Origin of the sequence: Aquabacterium sp. (genome assembly GCF_044226965.1) — a bacterium.
Lineage (GTDB): Bacteria > Pseudomonadota > Gammaproteobacteria > Burkholderiales > Burkholderiaceae_C > Pseudaquabacterium.
Genome location: NZ_JBGAGA010000081.1, coordinates 1 through 16,930, shown reverse-complemented (window position 1 = coordinate 16,930; position 16,930 = coordinate 1). Strand labels below are relative to the sequence as shown.

Here is a 16,930-nt window from a genome sequence, read left to right as displayed (position 1 = left end):
CATCGCCGTCCATGAACGGCTGCGCATTCGTCGATGGCGTCTTTGTCCCGCCCGAGGACGCCAAGATCTCGATCTTCGACTGGGGCTTCCTGCACTCCGACGCCACCTATGACGTGGCGCATGTCTGGCAGGGCCGCTTCTTCCGGCTGGAAGACCACCTCGACCGTTTCGAGGCCAGCTGCCGCGCGTTGCGCCTGGACCCGGGCCTGAGCCGCGAGCGCATGCGCGAGGTGATGCACGAGTGCGTGCGCCGCGCCGGCCTGCGCGACGCCTATGTCGAGCTGCTGTGCACGCGCGGCCGGCCGGCGCCGGGCTCGCGCGACCCGCGGACCTGCACCAACCGCTTCATGGCCTTTGCGATCCCCTTCGTCTGGATCGCCGATCCCGAGAAGCAGCGGCGCGGCGTCGACCTGGTCGTCGGCACGCCGGCGCGCATCCCGGCCTCCAGCGTCGATCCGCGGGTGAAGAACTACCACTGGCTCGACTTCGTGATGGGCCTGTTCGAGGCCTACGAGCGCGGCGGCGAGACCGTGGTGCTGACCGACGGCGCGGGGCACGTGACCGAAGGGCCCGGCTTCAACGTCTTCGCGGTGTTCGGGCGCCAGGTGGTCACGCCCTCAGCGGGCGTGCTCGAAGGCATCACGCGCCGCACGCTGATCGAGCTGGCGCAGCGCGAAGGCCTCGAGGTGCAGTTGCGTGAGCTGGGCGTCGACGAACTGCGGCGCGCCGACGAGGTCTTCCTGTCGTCCACCGGCGGCGGGGCGATCGCCGTGCACGCGCTGGACGGCGTGGCGATCCAGGGCCGGCGTGCCGGCGACATCGGCCCGGTGACCGCCCGCCTGCAGGCCGCCTACTGGTCGCTGCATCAGGACGAGCGGTATTCGGCGGCCGTGCAGTACGGGCGTTAGCGCCGCCTCAGTGGCCGGACGCCCCGGCCGCGCCCAGCCCGGTCTCGGAGCGCACCTGCTGCGCTTCGAAGGCATCGCGTTCCTTCGCTGCCTGCGCACTGCGGTCGAGCACCGAGAACAGCCAGATGCCGATGAAGCCGATGGCCATCGAGAACAATGCGGGCGAGGTGTAGGGGAACCAGGCCGAGCCCTTGGGATTGCCCAGCGTGGCTTCCCATACCGAGGGCGAGACCACCGTCAGACCCACCGAGGAGATCAGCCCGAGGAAGCCGCCGATCACCGCGCCGCGCGTGGTGCAGTCCTTCCACAGCACCGACATGAACAGCACCGGGAAGTTGGCCGAGGCCGCGATGGCGAAAGCCAGGCTCACCATGAAGGCGATGTTCTGCTTCTCGAACGCGATGCCCAGCGCCACCGCGACGATGCCCAGCGCGATGGTCGTCAGGCGCGAGACCTTCAGCTCGGTGGCGCTGTCGGCCTTGCCCTGCTTGAACACCGTGGCATACAGGTCGTGCGACACCGCCGAGGCGCCCGACAGCGTGAGGCCGGCCACCACCGCCAGGATGGTGGCGAAGGCCACCGCCGAGATGAAGCCGAAGAACACGTCGCCGCCGACCGACTTGGCCACCAGCACCGCGGCCATGTTGGCCGTGCCGGCGCCGCCCTTGATGACGCCCTTGGCGACGTCGGCGAACTCGGGGTTGGTCAGCACCAGCGTGATGGCGCCGAAGCCGATGATGAAGATCAGTACGTAGAAGTAGCCGATCCAGGTGGTGGCCCAGAACACCGACTTGCGCGCTTCCTTGGCATCCGGCACGGTGAAGAAGCGCATCAGGATGTGCGGCAGGCCCGCGGTGCCGAACATCAGTGCCATGCCGAAGCTGATGGCCGAGATCGGGTCCTTCACGAAGCCGCCCGGTCGCATGATCGAGCCGCCGATCTTCGCCGCTTCCTCCGGGCTCTTGCCCGCGGCGCTGGCGATGCTGCTCTTCACCTCCACGCCCTTGGCGAACAGCGCCTCCAGGCTGAAGCCGAACTGCGCCATCACCATGAAGGCCATGAAGCTCACGCCGGCCAGCAGCAGGCAGGCCTTGATGATCTGCACCCAGGTGGTGGCCGTCATGCCGCCGAACAGCACGTACACCATCATCAGCGCGCCCACCAGCACCACCGCGATCCAGTAGTCCAGCCCGAACAGCAGCTTGATCAGCTGGCCCGCGCCCACCATCTGCGCGATCAGGTAGAAGGCCACCACCACCAGCGTGCCCGCGGCCGCGAAGGCGCGGATCGGCGTCTGCTTGAAGCGGTAGCCGGCCACGTCGGCAAAGGTGAACTTGCCCAGGTTGCGCAGCCGCTCGGCCATCAGGAAGGTGATGACCGGCCAGCCGACCAGGAAACCGATCGAGTAGATCAGTCCGTCGTAGCCGGTGGCCATCACCGCGGCCGAGATGCCCAGGAACGAGGCGGCCGACATGTAGTCGCCGGCAATCGCCAGGCCGTTCTGGAAGCCGGTGATGCCGCCGCCGGCGGTGTAGAAGTCGGCCGCCGAGCGCGTGCGCGCCGCGGCCCACTTGGTGATCCACAGCGTGCCCGCGACGAAGGTGGCGAACATGCCGATGGCCGTCCAGTTGGTGGCCTGCTTGGCGGCCTGGCCCACGTCGCCGCCCGCGGCGACCGCCGCTGCGCAAGTGCCGAGCGCGAGCAGCGCGGCGATGAGATGGCGGGCGCGGGTCATTGCACTTCCTTCTCGAGGATCTGGCGCGTCAGCGCATCGAATTCGCTGTTGGCCCGGCGCACGTAGAGGCCGGTGATGAGGATGGTGAACACGATCACGCCCATGCCGATGGGCACGCCGATGGTGGTGACGCCACCGCCCAGCGGCAGCGACAGGAACTCCTTGTTGAACGCGATCAGCGCGATGTAGCCGTAGTACACGAGCAGCATGCACACGGCCAGCGTCCAGCCGAAGCGGTTGCGCTTGCGCTTGAGTTCCTGGTACTTCGGATTGGCGCGGATGCGCGCGGTCACGGGGTCGGTCATGCGGTCTCCTGGTTCGGTCGCGGCGGAGTGTGTCGTTGCGGGCTGACCATCTCCTGACCCCGGGCTTAACGCAGGCTGACAGCGGCCACGGCCCTGGCTTGATGAAGCTCAAGCCTGCCGCTCAGCCCCGCGTCAGCGGGCGCGCCGAAGATCGGGTGTGCCCAACGCCTTCAACTTCGCCGCCTCGCCCTTCGACTGCCTCAATGCCGCCGAACGGCAACTGGTGCGCGACAGCGTGGACATCGGCTACTTCCGCGAAGGCGAGGCCATCCTCGAGCCGGGCATCGAGCCGACGCACCTTTTCGTCGTTATCAAGGGCCACGTGCGCCAGTTCGACGGCGAGGAACTCGCCGGCCTCTACGGCCCGGACGACTGCTTCGACGGCCGCGCGCTGGTGGCCGGCCAGGTGGGCAGCCGCTTCGTGGCCGCCGAGGAGGTGCTGGCCTACCAGCTGGCGCGCGAGACGGTGAACACGCTGATCCTGCGCAACGCCACCTTCGGCGCGCTGCTGTTCGCCGACCTGTCGAAGAAGCTCAGCGCGATGGTCGAGCGCGGCCAGCAGCACGAGCTGCAGACGCTGAGCCTGGCGCGGGTGGAGCAGGTGGCGCTGCGGCCGGCCCCGGTGGTCGACGGCGAGACCGACATCGTCGCGGTCGCCCGGCTGTTCCAGGCCCAGCGCAGCAGCAGCGTGCTGGTGCGCGACAGCCGCAGCGATCCGCCGCGCCTGGGCATCTTCACCACCACCGGGCTGCAGCGGGCCATCCTGCACGGCACGCCGCTGCACGCGCTGCCGGTGCGCGAGCTGGCCAGCTTCACGCTGGTGCGGGTGCACCCGCGCGACCACCTGTTCGAAGCCCAGGCGCTGATGATCCGGCACCAGGTGCACCGCGTCGTGGTCGCCGACGGCGAGCACATCGTCGGCCTGCTCGAAGAGCTGGACCTGCTGAGCTTCCTGTCGAACCACTCGTACCTGATCACGCGCCGCATCCTCGAGGCCGACAGCATCGCCGCGCTGGCCGAGGCGGCCGGCCAGATCACGCGGCTGATCGGCCTGCTGCACCGCGGCGGCACCATCGTGAGCCTGATCGCGCGGCTGGTGCAGGAGCTGAACGCCAAGCTGTTCGAGCGCGCCTGGCAATTGATCGCGCCGCCCGCGCTGGTGGCCAACAGCTGCCTGTTCGTGATGGGCAGCGAAGGGCGCGGCGAGCAGCTGCTGAAGACCGACCAGGACAACGGCCTGGTGCTGCGCGACGGCTACGAGGGCCCGCCAGACCTGGGCGCGATCTGCCAGCGCTTCAGCGAGGCGCTGGCGGCCTTCGGCTACCCGCCGTGCCCGGGCGGCATCATGCTCAGCAACCCGGCCTGGCGCCAGCCGGCCAGCGCCTTCAGCCAGACGGCGCGGCGCTGGCTGCTGATGCCCGATGCCGAGAGCCTGATGGCGCTGGCGATCTTCGTCGACGCCCACGCCGTGTGCGGTGACGCGGCGCTGCTGGAGCAGGTGCGCGCCGCCGTGTTCAGCCTGACCACCGACAACGACGCGCTGCTGGCGCGCTTTGCCGCGGCCATCGACGCGTTCGAGAACCCGGCCGGCTGGTGGAACCGACTGTTCACCGTCGGCGGGGCGGAGCACGAGCGGCTCGACCTGAAGAAGGCCGGCATGTTCCCGCTGGTGCACGGCGTGCGCAGCCTGGCGCTGGAGATGCGGCTGCCGCAGACCGGCACGGCCGCGCGCATCGCGGCGCTGGCGGCGGCCGGCAAGCTGCCGGCGGACCTGGCCACCGATCTGGTCGACAGCCTGCACTTCTTCATGGGGCTGAAACTGAAGGTCGGGCTCGACGCGCTCGAGCTCGGCCGCAGCGACGGCCGTCAGATCGACGTGGCCCGGCTCAGCAGCCTGGACCGCGACCTGCTGAAGGACACGCTGGGCGTCGTCAAGCGCTTCAAGGCGCTGCTGCGCCAGCGCTACCGGCTCGACCTGTTGTGATCGCCGGCCCGTCGAGCGCCTGGCAGGCACTGAAGCGCGCCTGGCTGCTGTACCACCTGGGCGACGAGCGCTTCCGCTTCATGTGGGACCCGCCGCCGCCCGACGAGTGGGTGGCGCTGGACTGCGAGACCACCGGCCTGAACGTGCACAGCGACCAGATCATCTCGGTGGGCGCCGTGCGCATCGTGGGCCGCCGCATCCTGGCCAGCCAGCGGCTGGAGCTGCTGGTGCGTCCGAGCCGGCCGATCTCGCCCGAGAGCGTGCGCGTGCACGGCCTGCGCGAGCGCGACGTGGCCCAGGGCCTGGACAGCGACGATGCGATGATGCGGCTGATGCGCTTCATCGGCAGCCGGACGCTGGTGGGCTACTACCTCGAATTCGACGTGGCCATGATCGACCGCGCCATCTTCCCGCTGTTGGGCATGGGCCTGCCGCAGCCGAAGATCGAGGTCTCGGCGATGTACTACGACTGGAAGAGCCGCCAGCTGCCGCCGTACCTGCACGGCGCCAGCATCGACCTGCGCTTCGCCACCATGATGCGCGAACTGGACCTGCCGCTGCGCAACGGGCACGACGCGCTGAACGACGCGGTGATGGCGGCGCTGGCCTTCATCAAGCTGCGCGAGTTGCTGGGGCGGGCCTGAACGCGCCCGGGTCGGGGGCTTCGGCCCCGCGGCTTGTCGAAGTACGCTCCCGTCATTCGTCGTGCAAGGTCCATGACCTCCAGGAGACTGCCATGCCCCGTTACATGATCCAGGTTCGCGCCACCGCGATGAGCGAAGCGGGCGACTTCCCTGACGACCCGACGCTGGTGTCGCGCATGATGGCGTTCCACGACGAGATGGCCAAGGCCGGCGTGCTGGTCGATGGTGCCGGCCTGCAGCCCAGCAGCCAGGGATTTCGCGTGAACTACGACGCCGCCGGCCGGACCCGCGTGACCGATGGCCCCTTCGCCGAGACCAAGGAACTGATTGCCGGCTACACGCTGATCGACGTGCCTTCGCACGACGAGGCGCTGGCCTGGGCCCAGCGCTTCCCGGCGCCGTTCCCGGGCCAGCCCTGCTGCATCGAGGTGCGGCCACTGATGGGCGGCGTCGACCTGCCGCCGGAGGATGCGGAGCGCATCATCCGGGAGCAGCTGGCGGCGATCAAGCAGCGCGGGTGAGGCGGGCCGCTGGCCGCCGACCCATCACCCGGTCGTGACCCGCCTGACCTTCAGCTGCGCCGCCGGTGCCTTCAGCGAAGGCAGCTTGCGGCGAGAGCTGAGCACCGCCTCGATGTCTTCCTCCGCACCGTCGATCAGCACCAGCGCGGCCTTCTCGGCGCGGGCCGGGTTGCGGGCGATCAGCGCGTCGAGCACGGCGCGGTGCAGCGGCAGCGACAGGGCGGGGCCGTTGGGCTTGGTGGTGGAGATCTCGAAGCTGGTGCGCAGCAGCGCGCCGAGCGCCTTGCCCATCTGCACCATCATGCGGTTGTGGCAGGCGCGCAGCAGGCCCTGGTGGAAGCGCAGGTCGTTGGTGACGTAGTCGCCGCCCTGCTCGATGGCCGCCTTCATGCCCTGGTAGGCGGATTCGATCTCGGCAATGTCCTCGGGCGTGGCGCGCTCGGCGGCCAGGCGCACCGCGGCGGGCTCGACCACGCGGCGCAGTTCCTGCAGGTCGCGCAGGAACTCGCGGGTCAGGCCGATGCGAGACTTCCACACCACCACCTCGGGGTCGAACCAGTTCCAGTTCGCCTCGGGCATCACCTTGGTGCCCACCTTCGGCCCGGTGGTCAGCAGGCCCTTGGCCACCAGCGACTTCACCGCCTCGCGCACCACGGTGCGGCTGACCTTCAGCTCCTCGCACAGCATCGGCTCGGGCGGGATCACGCTGCCTTGCGCATAACGCCCGGAGACGATGGCCTCGCCCAGCCAGTCCAGCGTGTTGCCGTGGACGTTCTTGATGGTGGGACGGTTGGGCATGGCGGACTGCGATCAGCCCCGCACGAACACCGTGACCAGCGGCTCGGGGCCGAGCTGCCGGCTGCAATGGCCGTGCAGCCGCGGGTCGAACGTGGCGCCTGCGGGCAGCAGGTCGGCCGAGTAGAAATGCTGGCCCGGATGGAACACGCGCTTGCTGCCGTCCTGCAGGCCGATTTCCATCTGCCCGCCCAGGATGAACACCCACTGCGGGTTCTCGGTGCAGTGGAAATCGCTGGCAAAGCCCACCGGGCTCATACGCAGCTGGTAGCCGCCGCTGGCCATCAGCGGCGACAGGCGCGACATCGGCTTGCCCTCGGTCAGCGGGATGGCTTCCTCCTGCCACACCGCGCGGCCATCGGCGCCGGTGGCGAGGATCACTTTGGTGAAGGTACTGCTCAAGGCGCGGGGCTCCTACAGCGTGGCGGTCACGCCGCCGTCGACGTAGAGGATATGGCCATTCACGAAGCGTGCCGCGTCGCTGGCCAGGAAGACGGCGGCGGGCGCGAGTTCCTCCACGTCGCCCCAGCGCCGGCTGGGCGTGCGGTTGATCAGCCAGGCGGTGAACTGCGGGTCGTTCACCAGCGCCTCGGTCAGCTCGGTGCGGAAGTAGCCCGGCCCCAGGCCGTTGACGGTGATGCCATGCGGCCCCATGTCGATGGCCATGCCCTTGGTGAGCATCTTCACCGCGCCCTTGCTGGCGGCATAGGGCGCGATCGACGGGCGGCCCAGTTCGCTTTGCACCGAGCAGATGTTGATGATGCGGCCGGCCTGGCGGCCGATCATGCGGCGGGCCACCGCCTGGCCGACGTGGAACACGCTGTCGACGTTGGTGCGCATCAGCGTCTCCCAGTCGGCGACGGAGAAGTCGGCAAAGGGCGCGCGGCGCTGCAGCCCGGCGTTGTTGACCAGGATGTGGATCGGCCCGATGCGCGACTCGATGTCGTCGACCGCGGCATCGACCGCGGCGCGCTGCGTCACGTCGAAGGCCAGCGCATCGGCTACGGGCAGGCCTTCGCTGCGCAGCCGGGCGGCGGCCGCCTGCAGCCTGGCCGCGTCGCGGCCGTTCAGCACCAGCCGCGCCCCGGCCTGGCCCAGGCCCCGCGCCAGCGCGAGGCCGATGCCGGCCGACGACCCGGTGACCAGCGCCAGCCGGCCATCGAGCCGGAAGGTCGAGGCGTCGATCATGGTCGCACCTCGTGGCTGCCGAAGCGCTGGGCGGCGGCCTGGACGATGACTTCGGGTGCCAGCGCGATGTCCAGCACCAGCGCGTCCTCGTCGGGCTGCGTGGGCTCCAGCGTGGCCAGCTGGCTGGGCAGCAGCGAGGCCGGCATGTAGTGGCCGCTGCGCTGCGCCAGCCGGCGCTCGAGCTCGGCCGGGCTGCCGTGCAGGTGCAGCAACTGCAACCCGGGCTCGGCCTCGCGCAGGCGGTCGCGGTAGCGTCGCTTCAGCGCCGAGCAGCTCATCACCACCGGTTCGCGGCTGCGGCGCGCGGTGTCCAGGCGCGCGGCCAGCGCGTCCAGCCAGCCGGCGCGGTCGGCGTCGGTCAGCGGCACGCCGGCGGCCATGCGCGCCACGTTCTCGGGCGGATGCAGGGCATCGCCTTCGACGAAGGGCCGGCCCAGCACCTCGGCCAGCGCACTGCCGATGGTGGATTTGCCGCAGCCACTGACGCCCATCACCACGATGCTGGCCTGTCGATCAGACATCGGTCATGACAGGCGCCGGCCGCTGGCGCCGTCGAACACGTGGGCCTTGGCCGAGTCAATCGCGAGATAGACCGTGTCGTCGGGCCGGGCCGTGGTGCGGCCGTGCATCACCAGCGTCATCGGCGTGTCGCCCACCTGCAGCAGCAGCTCGGTCTCGGCGCCGGTGGGTTCCACCACCACCACCTTGGCGGGAATGCCCTGCTCGGCCAGCACCATGTCGCTGGGGCGGATGCCGTAGTGCACCGCGGTGCCGGCCGGCTGGTCCAGCGGCGCCGGTACCGGCCAGCGCGCACCGAGCGCCGAGACCGCCTGGCCCGCAGCGTCCTGCACCAGCGTGCCGCCGATCACGTTCATCGCCGGCGAGCCGATGAACTGGGCGACGAACAGGTTGCCCGGGCGGTCGAACAGTTCCAGCGGGGTGCCGATCTGCTCGATGATGCCGTCGTGCATCACGACGATGCGGTCGGCCATCGTCATCGCCTCGATCTGGTCGTGCGTGACGTAGACGGTGGTCGTCTTCAGCCGCTGGTGCAGGGCCTTGATCTCGGCCCGCATCGCGACGCGCAGCTTGGCGTCCAGGTTGGACAGCGGTTCGTCGAACAGGAAGACCTTGGGGTCGCGCACGATGGCGCGGCCCATCGCCACGCGCTGGCGCTGGCCGCCGGAGAGTTCGCGCGGGTAGCGGTCGAGCAGCGCGTCGAGATTCAGGATCTTCGCGGCCTGGTTCACCCGCTCGGCCGTCAGCCTGGCATCGGCCTTGCGCAGCTTCAGGCTGAAGCCCATGTTGTCGCGCACCGTCATGTGCGGGTAGAGCGCGTAGCTCTGGAACACCATCGCGATGTCGCGGTCCTTGGACTCGAGGTCGTTGACGACCTTGCCGTCGATCACGATCTGGCCGCCGGAAATCTCCTCCAGCCCGGCCAGCATGCGCAGCAGCGTGGACTTGCCGCAGCCCGAGGGGCCGACCAGCACGACGAACTCGCCATCGGTGATGTCAAACGAGACGCCGTGCAGCACCTCGACCTTGCCGTAGGCCTTCTTGACGCTCTGGAACGAGACAGCTGCCATGTTTTTGGGAAGTTAGGACTTGACGGCGCCGGCCGTCAGGCCGGACACCATGTAGCGCTTGAAGGCGTAGTAGATCGCGGCCGGCGGCAGCGCGTAGATCAGGCCGGTGGTCATCAGCAGTTCCCAGGGCGAATCGTCGGCCGCCAGGAAGTTGCCCAGCGCCACCGAGAGCGTCACGCTCTTGTCGTTGGACAGCAGCAGGAAGGCGTACAGGTACTCGTTCCAGGCCAGCAGCAGCGAGTAGGTGCCCACCGCCACCAGCGAGGGCACCATCAGCGGCAGGTAGACCAGCCGGAACAGCTGCAGCGGCGAAGCGCCGTCGATGCGCGCGGCCTCGTCCAGTTCCCACGGCAGCTTGTCGGACGCCTGCTTCAGCACCCAGATGCAGTAGGGCGAGGCGATGGTCACCATCGCCAGGATCAGCGACCACTGGTTGTTCAGCAGGCCGTAGTTGCCCATGGTCTTGTACATCGGCACCGCCAGGAACGCGGCGGGGATGAAGTAGGTGAACAGCGCCAGGTTCAGCACCCAGCGGCCGCCGGCCAGCTTGAGCCGGCTGATCGCGAAGGCGGCCGAGGTGGCGACGAACAGCGTGAGCGCCGCCACGGCCACCGCGATGACCAGCGAGTTCCACATCTGCAGCCAGAAATGGTCCAGGTAGAAATGCTTCTGGTGGAACACGAAGTCGAAGTTCTGCAGCGTCGGCTCCTTCGGCCAGAGCCGGCCGGAGGTGGCCGAGTCCTTGCTGGAGATCGCGAACAGGAACAGGTGGTAGACCGGGATCAGGGTCCACAGCAGCAGCGGAATGCCGATCAGCAGCAGCCGCGCTTCGTTGGTGACGTTGCGCCAGGTGAGCTTCATCGTGCGTTCACTTCGAGAGCCGCTTCATCATGAAGAACACCAGCGGCAGCACCAGCGGCAGCGCGACGACGATCGAGGCCATCGCCAGGTCGACCTGGTCCAGCCGCAGGTAGCGGATGCCCAGCGTGGCCAGCACGTGCGTCAGGTCGGCGGGGCCGCCGCCGGTGAGCAGGTACACCGAGTTGAAGTCGCCCAGCGTCCAGATCATCGACAGGATGGTCGAGGTGAGGTAGAGCGTGCGCATCGAAGGCCAGGTGATGAAGCGGAACTTCTGCCAGCGCGTGGCGCCGTCCACCGAGGCGGCCTCGTACTGCTCGCTGGGAATGGCCAGCCGGCCGGCGATCAGGATCAGGGTCCAGAACGGCAACGACTTCCAGACATGCATCACCATCGAGAAGCTCAGCGCCAGCGTCGGGTCGTTGAGCCAGTTGGGGCCGTCCTGCCCGGTGAGGCGGAAGATCAGCGTGTTGATCACGCCCCACTCGGGGTTGAGCATGAAGCGCACCGAGAGGATGGTGGGAATCGACGGCACCGCCCAGGGCAGGATGAACAGCACCGACAGCACCTTGATCCACCATCGGGTCTCGACGAAGAAGCCCGACAGCAGCAGCGCGATCATCATCTTGATGTTGATCGCCACCACCAGGAAGATCACCGTGTTGACCACGGTGCGGAAGAAGATCGGGTCTTCGAACAGCTTGACGTAGCTGGCCGGGTGCCGCGCCAGCCACAGCCCGTAGCCCACCGGGTACAGCACGAACACCAGGAACACCAGCAGGTAGGGCAGCACCAGCACGCGGCCCCAGAACTGCCAGGGGCTCAGGCGTGCGGGGGCTGCCGCGCCCAGCGGCAGGCCGGAAGAAGCAACCGCGCTCATCGGCGTGCTCGCTGCGTTGAACGGCGTTGCCGTATCAGTTGGAGGCGACCTGCTTGATACGGGCGATCATCTCGTCGACCGCCTTGTCCACCGGCACCTTCTCGTTGAGGATGCGGTTCATCGCCTTGGCCCAGACGTTCTCGTTGTTCAGCACCGTGAACTTGTAGTTCTTGGTGAACTCGAACGGCGTGGTGCCGGCCATGAACTGGTTGTAGACCGCCAGCCGATGCGGGTCGGCCTTCCAGAACGGGCTTTGCTGCGAAGCCTTCAGCACCGGGAACCAGCGGCCGAGCGAGCCTTCCACGTAGGGTTGCAGGTTGGCTTCCTCGAGCAGGAAGGCGACGAACTTCTTGGCCGCGGCCTTGTTCTTCGCGTCCTTGAAGATCACGCCGGTCTTCACCGCGGCGCGGTAGATCATCTTGCTGCCGTCGGGCTTGCTCGGGAAGCCGGCGGTGGCGATCAGTTCGGTGTAGTTCTTCTTCGCGGTGGCGCGCTGGGCTTCGGTGAGCGCGGTGTTGTCCATGTCGTCGAGCCACTTCGCAGCGATGGAGATCGTGGCGTTGTGGGTCATCACCGTGGTCTTGTTGTGGAAGGCCACGTTGTTGTCGGGATCCTTCCAGCTGGTGGACGAGGGCGGCGTGCAGCCCTTGCCGTAGACCGCGGTGTAGTCGGTCATCGCGCCGATCAGGCCCTGGCGCACGGCCGGGTCGTCGACCAGCAGCTTGCCCGAATCGTTGACCAGCTTGACGTTGTAGGCGTCGGCGAAGGTCAGGAACGAGTAGAACGAATCGCTGGAGTCCACCCCCATCGGGAAACCGGTGCCGTAGGCGCGATTGCCGGTCTTCTGGCGGTAGGCGGGCTGGACCTTGTCGCACCAGAAGCTCCAGTACTCCTTCCAGGTCTTCGGGATGTCGCTTTCCTTGAAGCCGGCGTCGGCGAGCATGTCCTTCCAGTACTGGATATGCATCGTCTGCTGCTTGATCGGGAACGCGTAGTACGCACGCGACTGGGTGGCGTTGTTGTACAGGAAGGTGGTGGACAGCGCCGCCGGCTCGAACTTGCTGCGCAGCGGGTCGATGACGCTGGAGATGTCTTCCAGCTTGCCGTCGTAGGCCCACTTGGCGGTGACCTGGAAGTCGTAGACGTCCGAGTACGCGACATCGGGCGGGCTGCCCGAATCCAGCGCCGAGACGGTCTTCGGGATCGTGTCCTGCACCGGGTATTGCGACAGTTCGACCTTGATGCCCTTGTTCTTTTCCTCGAACTTCTTGATGGCCGCGAACAGCGCGTCGTCCTCGGCCTTGTAGAAGCCCTTCACCCACCAGACGGTGAGCTTTTCCTGTGCCAGCGCGGGACCGGCGGCGAGCAGGCTGCTGGCCAGTGCGCAGGCGAGCCAGGTTGTCCTCTTCAGCTTCATGCGAGTGTCTCCAGGGGGTGGTGCGGTCTGCCCGCTTGTGGTGTTATCGTATGATGATTGAATGTCAAGCAGCTGCGGGCTTTCCCGCACCCGGGTTGGCGCGTAAGGCGCCGTCCTCGGGCGGCGGGTGCCGGCTCACTGGCACTCCGGCACCGGTGTCGGCAGCGGCTGGCCGGCGAAGTGCGCGCGCAGGTTGCCGAAGGCCAGGTCGGCCATCGCCTGGCGCGTGCTGTGCGTGGCGCTGCCGATGTGCGGCGTGAGCACCACCTGCGGCAGCGCGCGCAGCCGTTCGGGCACGTGGGGCTCGTTCTCGAACACGTCCAGCCCGGCGCCGGCGATGGTGCCGTTCTCCAGCGCCTCGATCAGTGCCTGCTCGTCCACCACCGAGCCGCGGGCCACGTTCACCAGCAGCCCGGTCGGGCCCAGCGCCCGCAGCACGTCGGCGTTGATCAGCTTGCGCGTGGCCGCGCCGCCGGGGGTGATGACCACCAGCACCTCGCTGGCCTCGGCCAGCAGCGTGGCGTTCGGGTAGTAGGTGTAGGGCAGTTCGGGCCGGGGCGAGCGGCTGGTGTAGGCGATGGGCATGTCGAAGCCGGCGGCGCGCCGGGCGATGGCCTGGCCGATGCGGCCCATGCCGACGATGCCCAGCCGCGCGCCCGAGAGCTTGCGCGCCAGCGGCATCGGGCCGTCGACCCAGCGGCCCTGGCGCACGTACTGGTCGGCCGCGGCCAGGTTGCGCGCGGCGGCCAGCATCAGCCCCAGTGCCAGGTCGGCCACGTCGTCGTTCAGCACGTTGGGCGTGTGCGTCACCATCACGCCACGGGCCTTGGCGGCGGCCACGTCGATGCCGTCGTAGCCCACGCCCATCACCGAGATGATCTTCAGCGACGGCAGCTGCGCGATCAGCTCGGCGCCGACCTTCGATTCGCCGCTGGCGGCAATGCCCTGGATGCGCGGCGCCACGGCCACGAAGGCGGCAGGGTCTTGCTGGTGCAACCGGTCGTGCAGCGTGAAGGCGGCTTCCAGCTGCGGCACCAGCAGGGGCGAGAGCCTGGCCACGGCCAGCACGTCGGGTCGGTTCAATCGGGGCTCCTTGGGGTTCTACCGCAGTCCGGCTTCAATCGTCATACCATAATATGCTGGCAGGCCACGAACACCCACCCCGGGAAAGCCAGCACACGATGAGCGACAAGCCGAGAAAGAAGCCGGAAGACCTGCGCAGCCAGCAGTGGTTCGGCCGCCAGGACCGCGACGGGTTCGCGTACCGCAGCTGGGTCAAGGGCAAGGGCGTGCCGCACGACCAGTTCGATGGCCGGCCGGTCATCGGCATCTGCAACACCTTCAGCGAGCTCACGCCCTGCAACTCGCACTTCCGCACCTTGGCCGAGCAGGTCAAGATCGGTGTGTACGAGGCGGGCGGCTTCCCGCTCGAGTTTCCGGTGATGTCGCTCGGCGAGACCCTGCTGCGGCCCACGGCCATGCTGTACCGCAACCTCGCCAGCATGGACGTCGAGGAAAGCATCCGCGGCAACCCGATCGACGGGGTGGTGCTGCTGATGGGCTGCGACAAGACCACGCCCAGCCTGCTGATGGGCGCTTCCAGCGCCAACCTGCCGACCATCGGCGTTTCCGGCGGGCCGATGCTGAACGGCAAATGGCGCGGCCAGGAACTGGGCTCCGGCACCGGTGTGTGGAGCATGAGCGAGCAGGTGCGCGCCGGCACGCTGAAGCTGCAGGACTTCTTCGAGGCCGAGAGCTGCATGCACCGCAGCCACGGCCATTGCATGACGATGGGCACCGCCAGCACCATGGCCAGCATGGTCGAGGCGCTGGGCATCGGCCTGCCGGGCAACGCGGCCTACCCGGCGGTGGACGGCCGCCGCAACGTGCTGGCGCGCATGGCGGGCCGGCGCATCGTCGAGATGGTGCATGCCGACCAGACCATCGGCGACGTGCTGACGCGCGAGGCTTTCGAGAACGCGATCCGCACGCTGGCGGCCATCGGCGGCAGCACGAACGCAGTGATCCATCTGATCGCGATTGCCGGTCGCCTGGGCGTGCCGCTGAGCATCGACGACTTCGACCGCCTGGGCAGTGAACTGCCGTGCCTGGTGAACCTGCAGCCCTCGGGCGAGCACCTGATGGAAGACTTCTGCTACGCCGGTGGCCTGCCGGTGGTGATGAAGCAGATCGAATCGCTGCTGCACCGCGACATCGTCACGGTGAGCGGCAAGACCGTGGCCGAGAACATCGCCGACGCGCAGAACTTCGACCCGCGCGTGATCAAGACGCTGGCCGAGCCATTCAAGCCCAAGGCCGGCATCGCGGTGCTGCGCGGCAACCTGGCGCCGCGCGGTGCGGTGATCAAGCCCAGCGCCGCCACGCCGGCGCTGATGCAGCACACCGGCCGCGCGGTGGTGTTCGAGGACAGCGACGATTTCCATCGCCGCATCGACGACGAATCGCTCGATGTCGACGAGACCTGCGTGCTGGTGCTGAAGAACTGCGGCCCCAAGGGCTACCCCGGCATGGCCGAGGTCGGCAACATGCCGCTGCCGCCCAAGGTGCTGCGCAAGGGCATCACCGACATGGTCCGCATCAGTGACGCGCGCATGAGCGGCACCGCCTATGGCACCGTGGTGCTGCACACCGCGCCCGAGGCCGCGGCCGGCGGGCCGCTGGCGCTGGTGAAGAACGGCGACCTGATCACGCTGGACGTGGCCGGCCGCCGCCTGCACCTGCATGTGGATGACGCCGAACTGGCGCGGCGGCGTGCCGCCTGGCAGCCACCGGTGCCGCGCCTGGACAGCGGCTACTGGAAGCTCTACATCGACCATGTGCTGCAGGCCGATGAAGGCTGCGACCTCGATTTCCTGCGCGGCCAGCGCGGCGCCTTCGTCCCCAAGGACAACCACTGACCCCTTCTTCCTCGCGAGGCCTTCCCGCATGAGTTCGCAGAATCGAATTGCCGTCGTCACCGGCGCCGGCTCCGGCATCGGCCAGACCTGTGCCACCGCCTTGCTGAAGGAGGGCTGGCAGGTGGTGTTCGTGGGCCGCCGCGCCGACGCGCTGCAGGCCGCGATCGCCGCCGCCGGTGCCGATGGCGTGCGTGCGGTCGCGATGCCATGCGATGTCGGCGACGAGGCGGCAGTGAACGCGCTGTTCGACAGCGTGCAGCAGCGCTTCGGCCGGCTCGACCTGCTGTTCAACAACGCCGGCATGGGCCTGCCGCCGAAGACGCCCGATGAAGTGGGCGGCGCGGCCTGGCGCGAGGTGGTGAACGTCAACCTCAACGGCGCGTTCTACTGCCTGGCGGCCGCCTTCCGGCTGATGAAGGCGCAGTCGCCGATGGGCGGACGCATCATCAACAACGGCTCGATCTCGGCCCATGCGCCGCGGCCGGGCTCGATCGCCTACACCGCCACCAAGCATGCGGTGTCGGGTCTCACCAAGACCGCCGCGCTGGACGGCCGGCCCTGGGACATCGCGGTCGGCCAGATCGACATCGGCAATGCCGCCAGCGAGATGACCGCGCGCATGGTGCAGGGCGTGCCGCAGGCCGATGGCAGCGTCAAGCCCGAGCCGCGCATGGACCTGTCGGCAGTGGCCGAGACCTTCATGGCGATGGTGCGGCTGCCGCTGTCCGCCAACGTGCTGTTCACCACGGTGATGGCGACCAAGATGCCCTACGTCGGCCGGGGCTGAGGCGATGAGTTCACGCTGGACGCTCGCCTGCAGGATCCACGGCAAGCTGGACCTGCGGCTGCAGCCGGAAGAGGCCCCGCCGCTCGGTGAGCACGATGTGCTGCTGCGGCTGGGCGCGGGTGGCATCTGCGGCTCGGACATGCACTACTACGAGCACGGCCGCGTCGGGGCCTTCGAGGTGCGCGAGCCCTTGGTGCCGGGGCACGAGGCCTCGGGCATCGTGGTCGCCGTGGGCGCCTCGGTCACCCGCGTGCGCCCCGGCCAAAAGGTGGCCATCAACCCCTCGCACCCCTGCGGCCACTGCGACTACTGCCGTTCGGGCCGCGGCAACCTGTGCCGCAGCATGTTCTTCCTCGGCAGCGCCAGCGTGTTCCCGCATGCGCAGGGCATGTTCCGCGAGC

Annotated in this window: 18 protein-coding genes; 7 read left to right on the top strand and 11 right to left on the bottom strand. The window is 68.6% G+C overall.

Annotated elements, in window-relative coordinates:
• Positions 1-11 precede the first annotated feature (11 nt).
• Entirely contained in the window at positions 12-908 is an 897-nt protein-coding gene (locus ACILR4_RS25035) for an aminotransferase class IV (protein WP_395703621.1), read from the top strand.
• A 7-nt stretch (positions 909-915) separates the two neighbouring features.
• On the opposite strand, the gene ACILR4_RS25030 is transcribed toward ACILR4_RS25035, so the two are convergent.
• Together ACILR4_RS25030 and ACILR4_RS25025 are read right to left on the bottom strand one after the other, a co-directional pair.
• Positions 916-2,643: a cation acetate symporter gene (locus ACILR4_RS25030; RefSeq protein WP_395703620.1), complete on the bottom strand. Its 1,728-nt coding sequence runs from the start codon at positions 2,641-2,643 to the stop codon at positions 916-918.
• Positions 2,640-2,948 carry a DUF485 domain-containing protein gene (locus ACILR4_RS25025; protein WP_395703619.1) on the bottom strand — a complete coding sequence of 103 codons (309 nt, stop codon included), beginning with the start codon at positions 2,946-2,948 and terminating at the stop codon, positions 2,640-2,642. Before ACILR4_RS25025 ends, ACILR4_RS25030 begins: the two co-directional genes overlap by 4 nt.
• A 157-nt stretch (positions 2,949-3,105) precedes the next feature.
• On the opposite strand from ACILR4_RS25025, the gene ACILR4_RS25020 reads away from it, so the two are divergent.
• The 3 genes from ACILR4_RS25020 (at position 3,106) to ACILR4_RS25010 (ending at position 6,097) form a co-directional block, all read left to right on the top strand.
• Positions 3,106-4,932, top strand: coding sequence for a putative nucleotidyltransferase substrate binding domain-containing protein (locus tag ACILR4_RS25020; RefSeq protein ID WP_395703618.1), 1,827 nt, complete (start codon positions 3,106-3,108; stop codon positions 4,930-4,932).
• The gene (locus ACILR4_RS25015; protein WP_395703617.1) at positions 4,929-5,576 is read left to right on the top strand and encodes a 3'-5' exonuclease; all 648 of its coding nucleotides are present in this window, start codon (positions 4,929-4,931) and stop codon (positions 5,574-5,576) included. The genes ACILR4_RS25020 and ACILR4_RS25015 overlap by 4 nt, the downstream gene beginning before the upstream one ends.
• A gap of 92 nt (positions 5,577-5,668) precedes the next feature.
• Entirely contained in the window at positions 5,669-6,097 is a 429-nt protein-coding gene (locus ACILR4_RS25010; RefSeq protein ID WP_395703616.1) for a YciI family protein, read from the top strand.
• A 24-nt stretch (positions 6,098-6,121) separates the two neighbouring features.
• Here ACILR4_RS25010 and ACILR4_RS25005 read toward each other — a convergent pair whose 3' ends face one another.
• From ACILR4_RS25005 to ACILR4_RS24965, 9 genes are all read right to left on the bottom strand, one after another.
• A complete protein-coding gene (locus ACILR4_RS25005; RefSeq protein ID WP_395703615.1) occupies positions 6,122-6,895 on the bottom strand; it encodes a FadR/GntR family transcriptional regulator in 774 nt (257 codons plus the stop codon).
• A 12-nt stretch (positions 6,896-6,907) separates the two neighbouring features.
• Positions 6,908-7,294, bottom strand: a complete 387-nt coding sequence (locus ACILR4_RS25000; protein ID WP_395703614.1) for a hypothetical protein — start codon at positions 7,292-7,294, stop codon at positions 6,908-6,910.
• Between the two features lie 12 nt (positions 7,295-7,306).
• A complete protein-coding gene (locus ACILR4_RS24995; protein WP_395703613.1) occupies positions 7,307-8,080 on the bottom strand; it encodes an SDR family oxidoreductase in 774 nt (257 codons plus the stop codon).
• A complete protein-coding gene (locus tag ACILR4_RS24990) occupies positions 8,077-8,601 on the bottom strand; it encodes a gluconokinase (RefSeq protein WP_395703612.1) in 525 nt (174 codons plus the stop codon). The genes ACILR4_RS24995 and ACILR4_RS24990 overlap by 4 nt, the downstream gene beginning before the upstream one ends.
• 3 nt (positions 8,602-8,604) lie before the next feature.
• Entirely contained in the window at positions 8,605-9,669 is a 1,065-nt protein-coding gene (locus ACILR4_RS24985) for an ABC transporter ATP-binding protein (protein WP_395703611.1), read from the bottom strand.
• 12 nt (positions 9,670-9,681) lie between these two features.
• Positions 9,682-10,530, bottom strand: coding sequence for a carbohydrate ABC transporter permease (locus ACILR4_RS24980; protein WP_395703610.1), 849 nt, complete (start codon positions 10,528-10,530; stop codon positions 9,682-9,684).
• Positions 10,531-10,537: 7 nt separating this feature from the next.
• Positions 10,538-11,407, bottom strand: coding sequence for a carbohydrate ABC transporter permease (locus ACILR4_RS24975; RefSeq protein WP_395703609.1), 870 nt, complete (start codon positions 11,405-11,407; stop codon positions 10,538-10,540).
• A 34-nt stretch (positions 11,408-11,441) separates the two neighbouring features.
• Positions 11,442-12,824, bottom strand: a complete 1,383-nt coding sequence (locus ACILR4_RS24970; RefSeq protein ID WP_395703608.1) for an ABC transporter substrate-binding protein — start codon at positions 12,822-12,824, stop codon at positions 11,442-11,444.
• A gap of 135 nt (positions 12,825-12,959) precedes the next feature.
• Complete coding sequence (locus ACILR4_RS24965; RefSeq protein ID WP_395703607.1) at positions 12,960-13,907, bottom strand: 2-hydroxyacid dehydrogenase; 948 nt, start codon at positions 13,905-13,907, stop codon at positions 12,960-12,962.
• Positions 13,908-14,005: 98 nt separating this feature from the next.
• Here ACILR4_RS24965 and ACILR4_RS24960 point away from each other — a divergent pair, with 98 nt between their 5' ends.
• The 3 genes from ACILR4_RS24960 to ACILR4_RS24950 form a co-directional block, all read left to right on the top strand.
• Entirely contained in the window at positions 14,006-15,742 is a 1,737-nt protein-coding gene (locus ACILR4_RS24960; protein WP_395703606.1) for an IlvD/Edd family dehydratase, read from the top strand.
• Positions 15,743-15,770: 28 nt separating this feature from the next.
• The gene (locus ACILR4_RS24955) at positions 15,771-16,529 is read left to right on the top strand and encodes an SDR family oxidoreductase (RefSeq protein ID WP_395703605.1); all 759 of its coding nucleotides are present in this window, start codon (positions 15,771-15,773) and stop codon (positions 16,527-16,529) included.
• A 4-nt stretch (positions 16,530-16,533) separates the two neighbouring features.
• Positions 16,534-16,930 (top strand): alcohol dehydrogenase catalytic domain-containing protein (locus ACILR4_RS24950; RefSeq protein ID WP_395703604.1); only part of this gene is annotated, 397 nt, incomplete at its 3' end.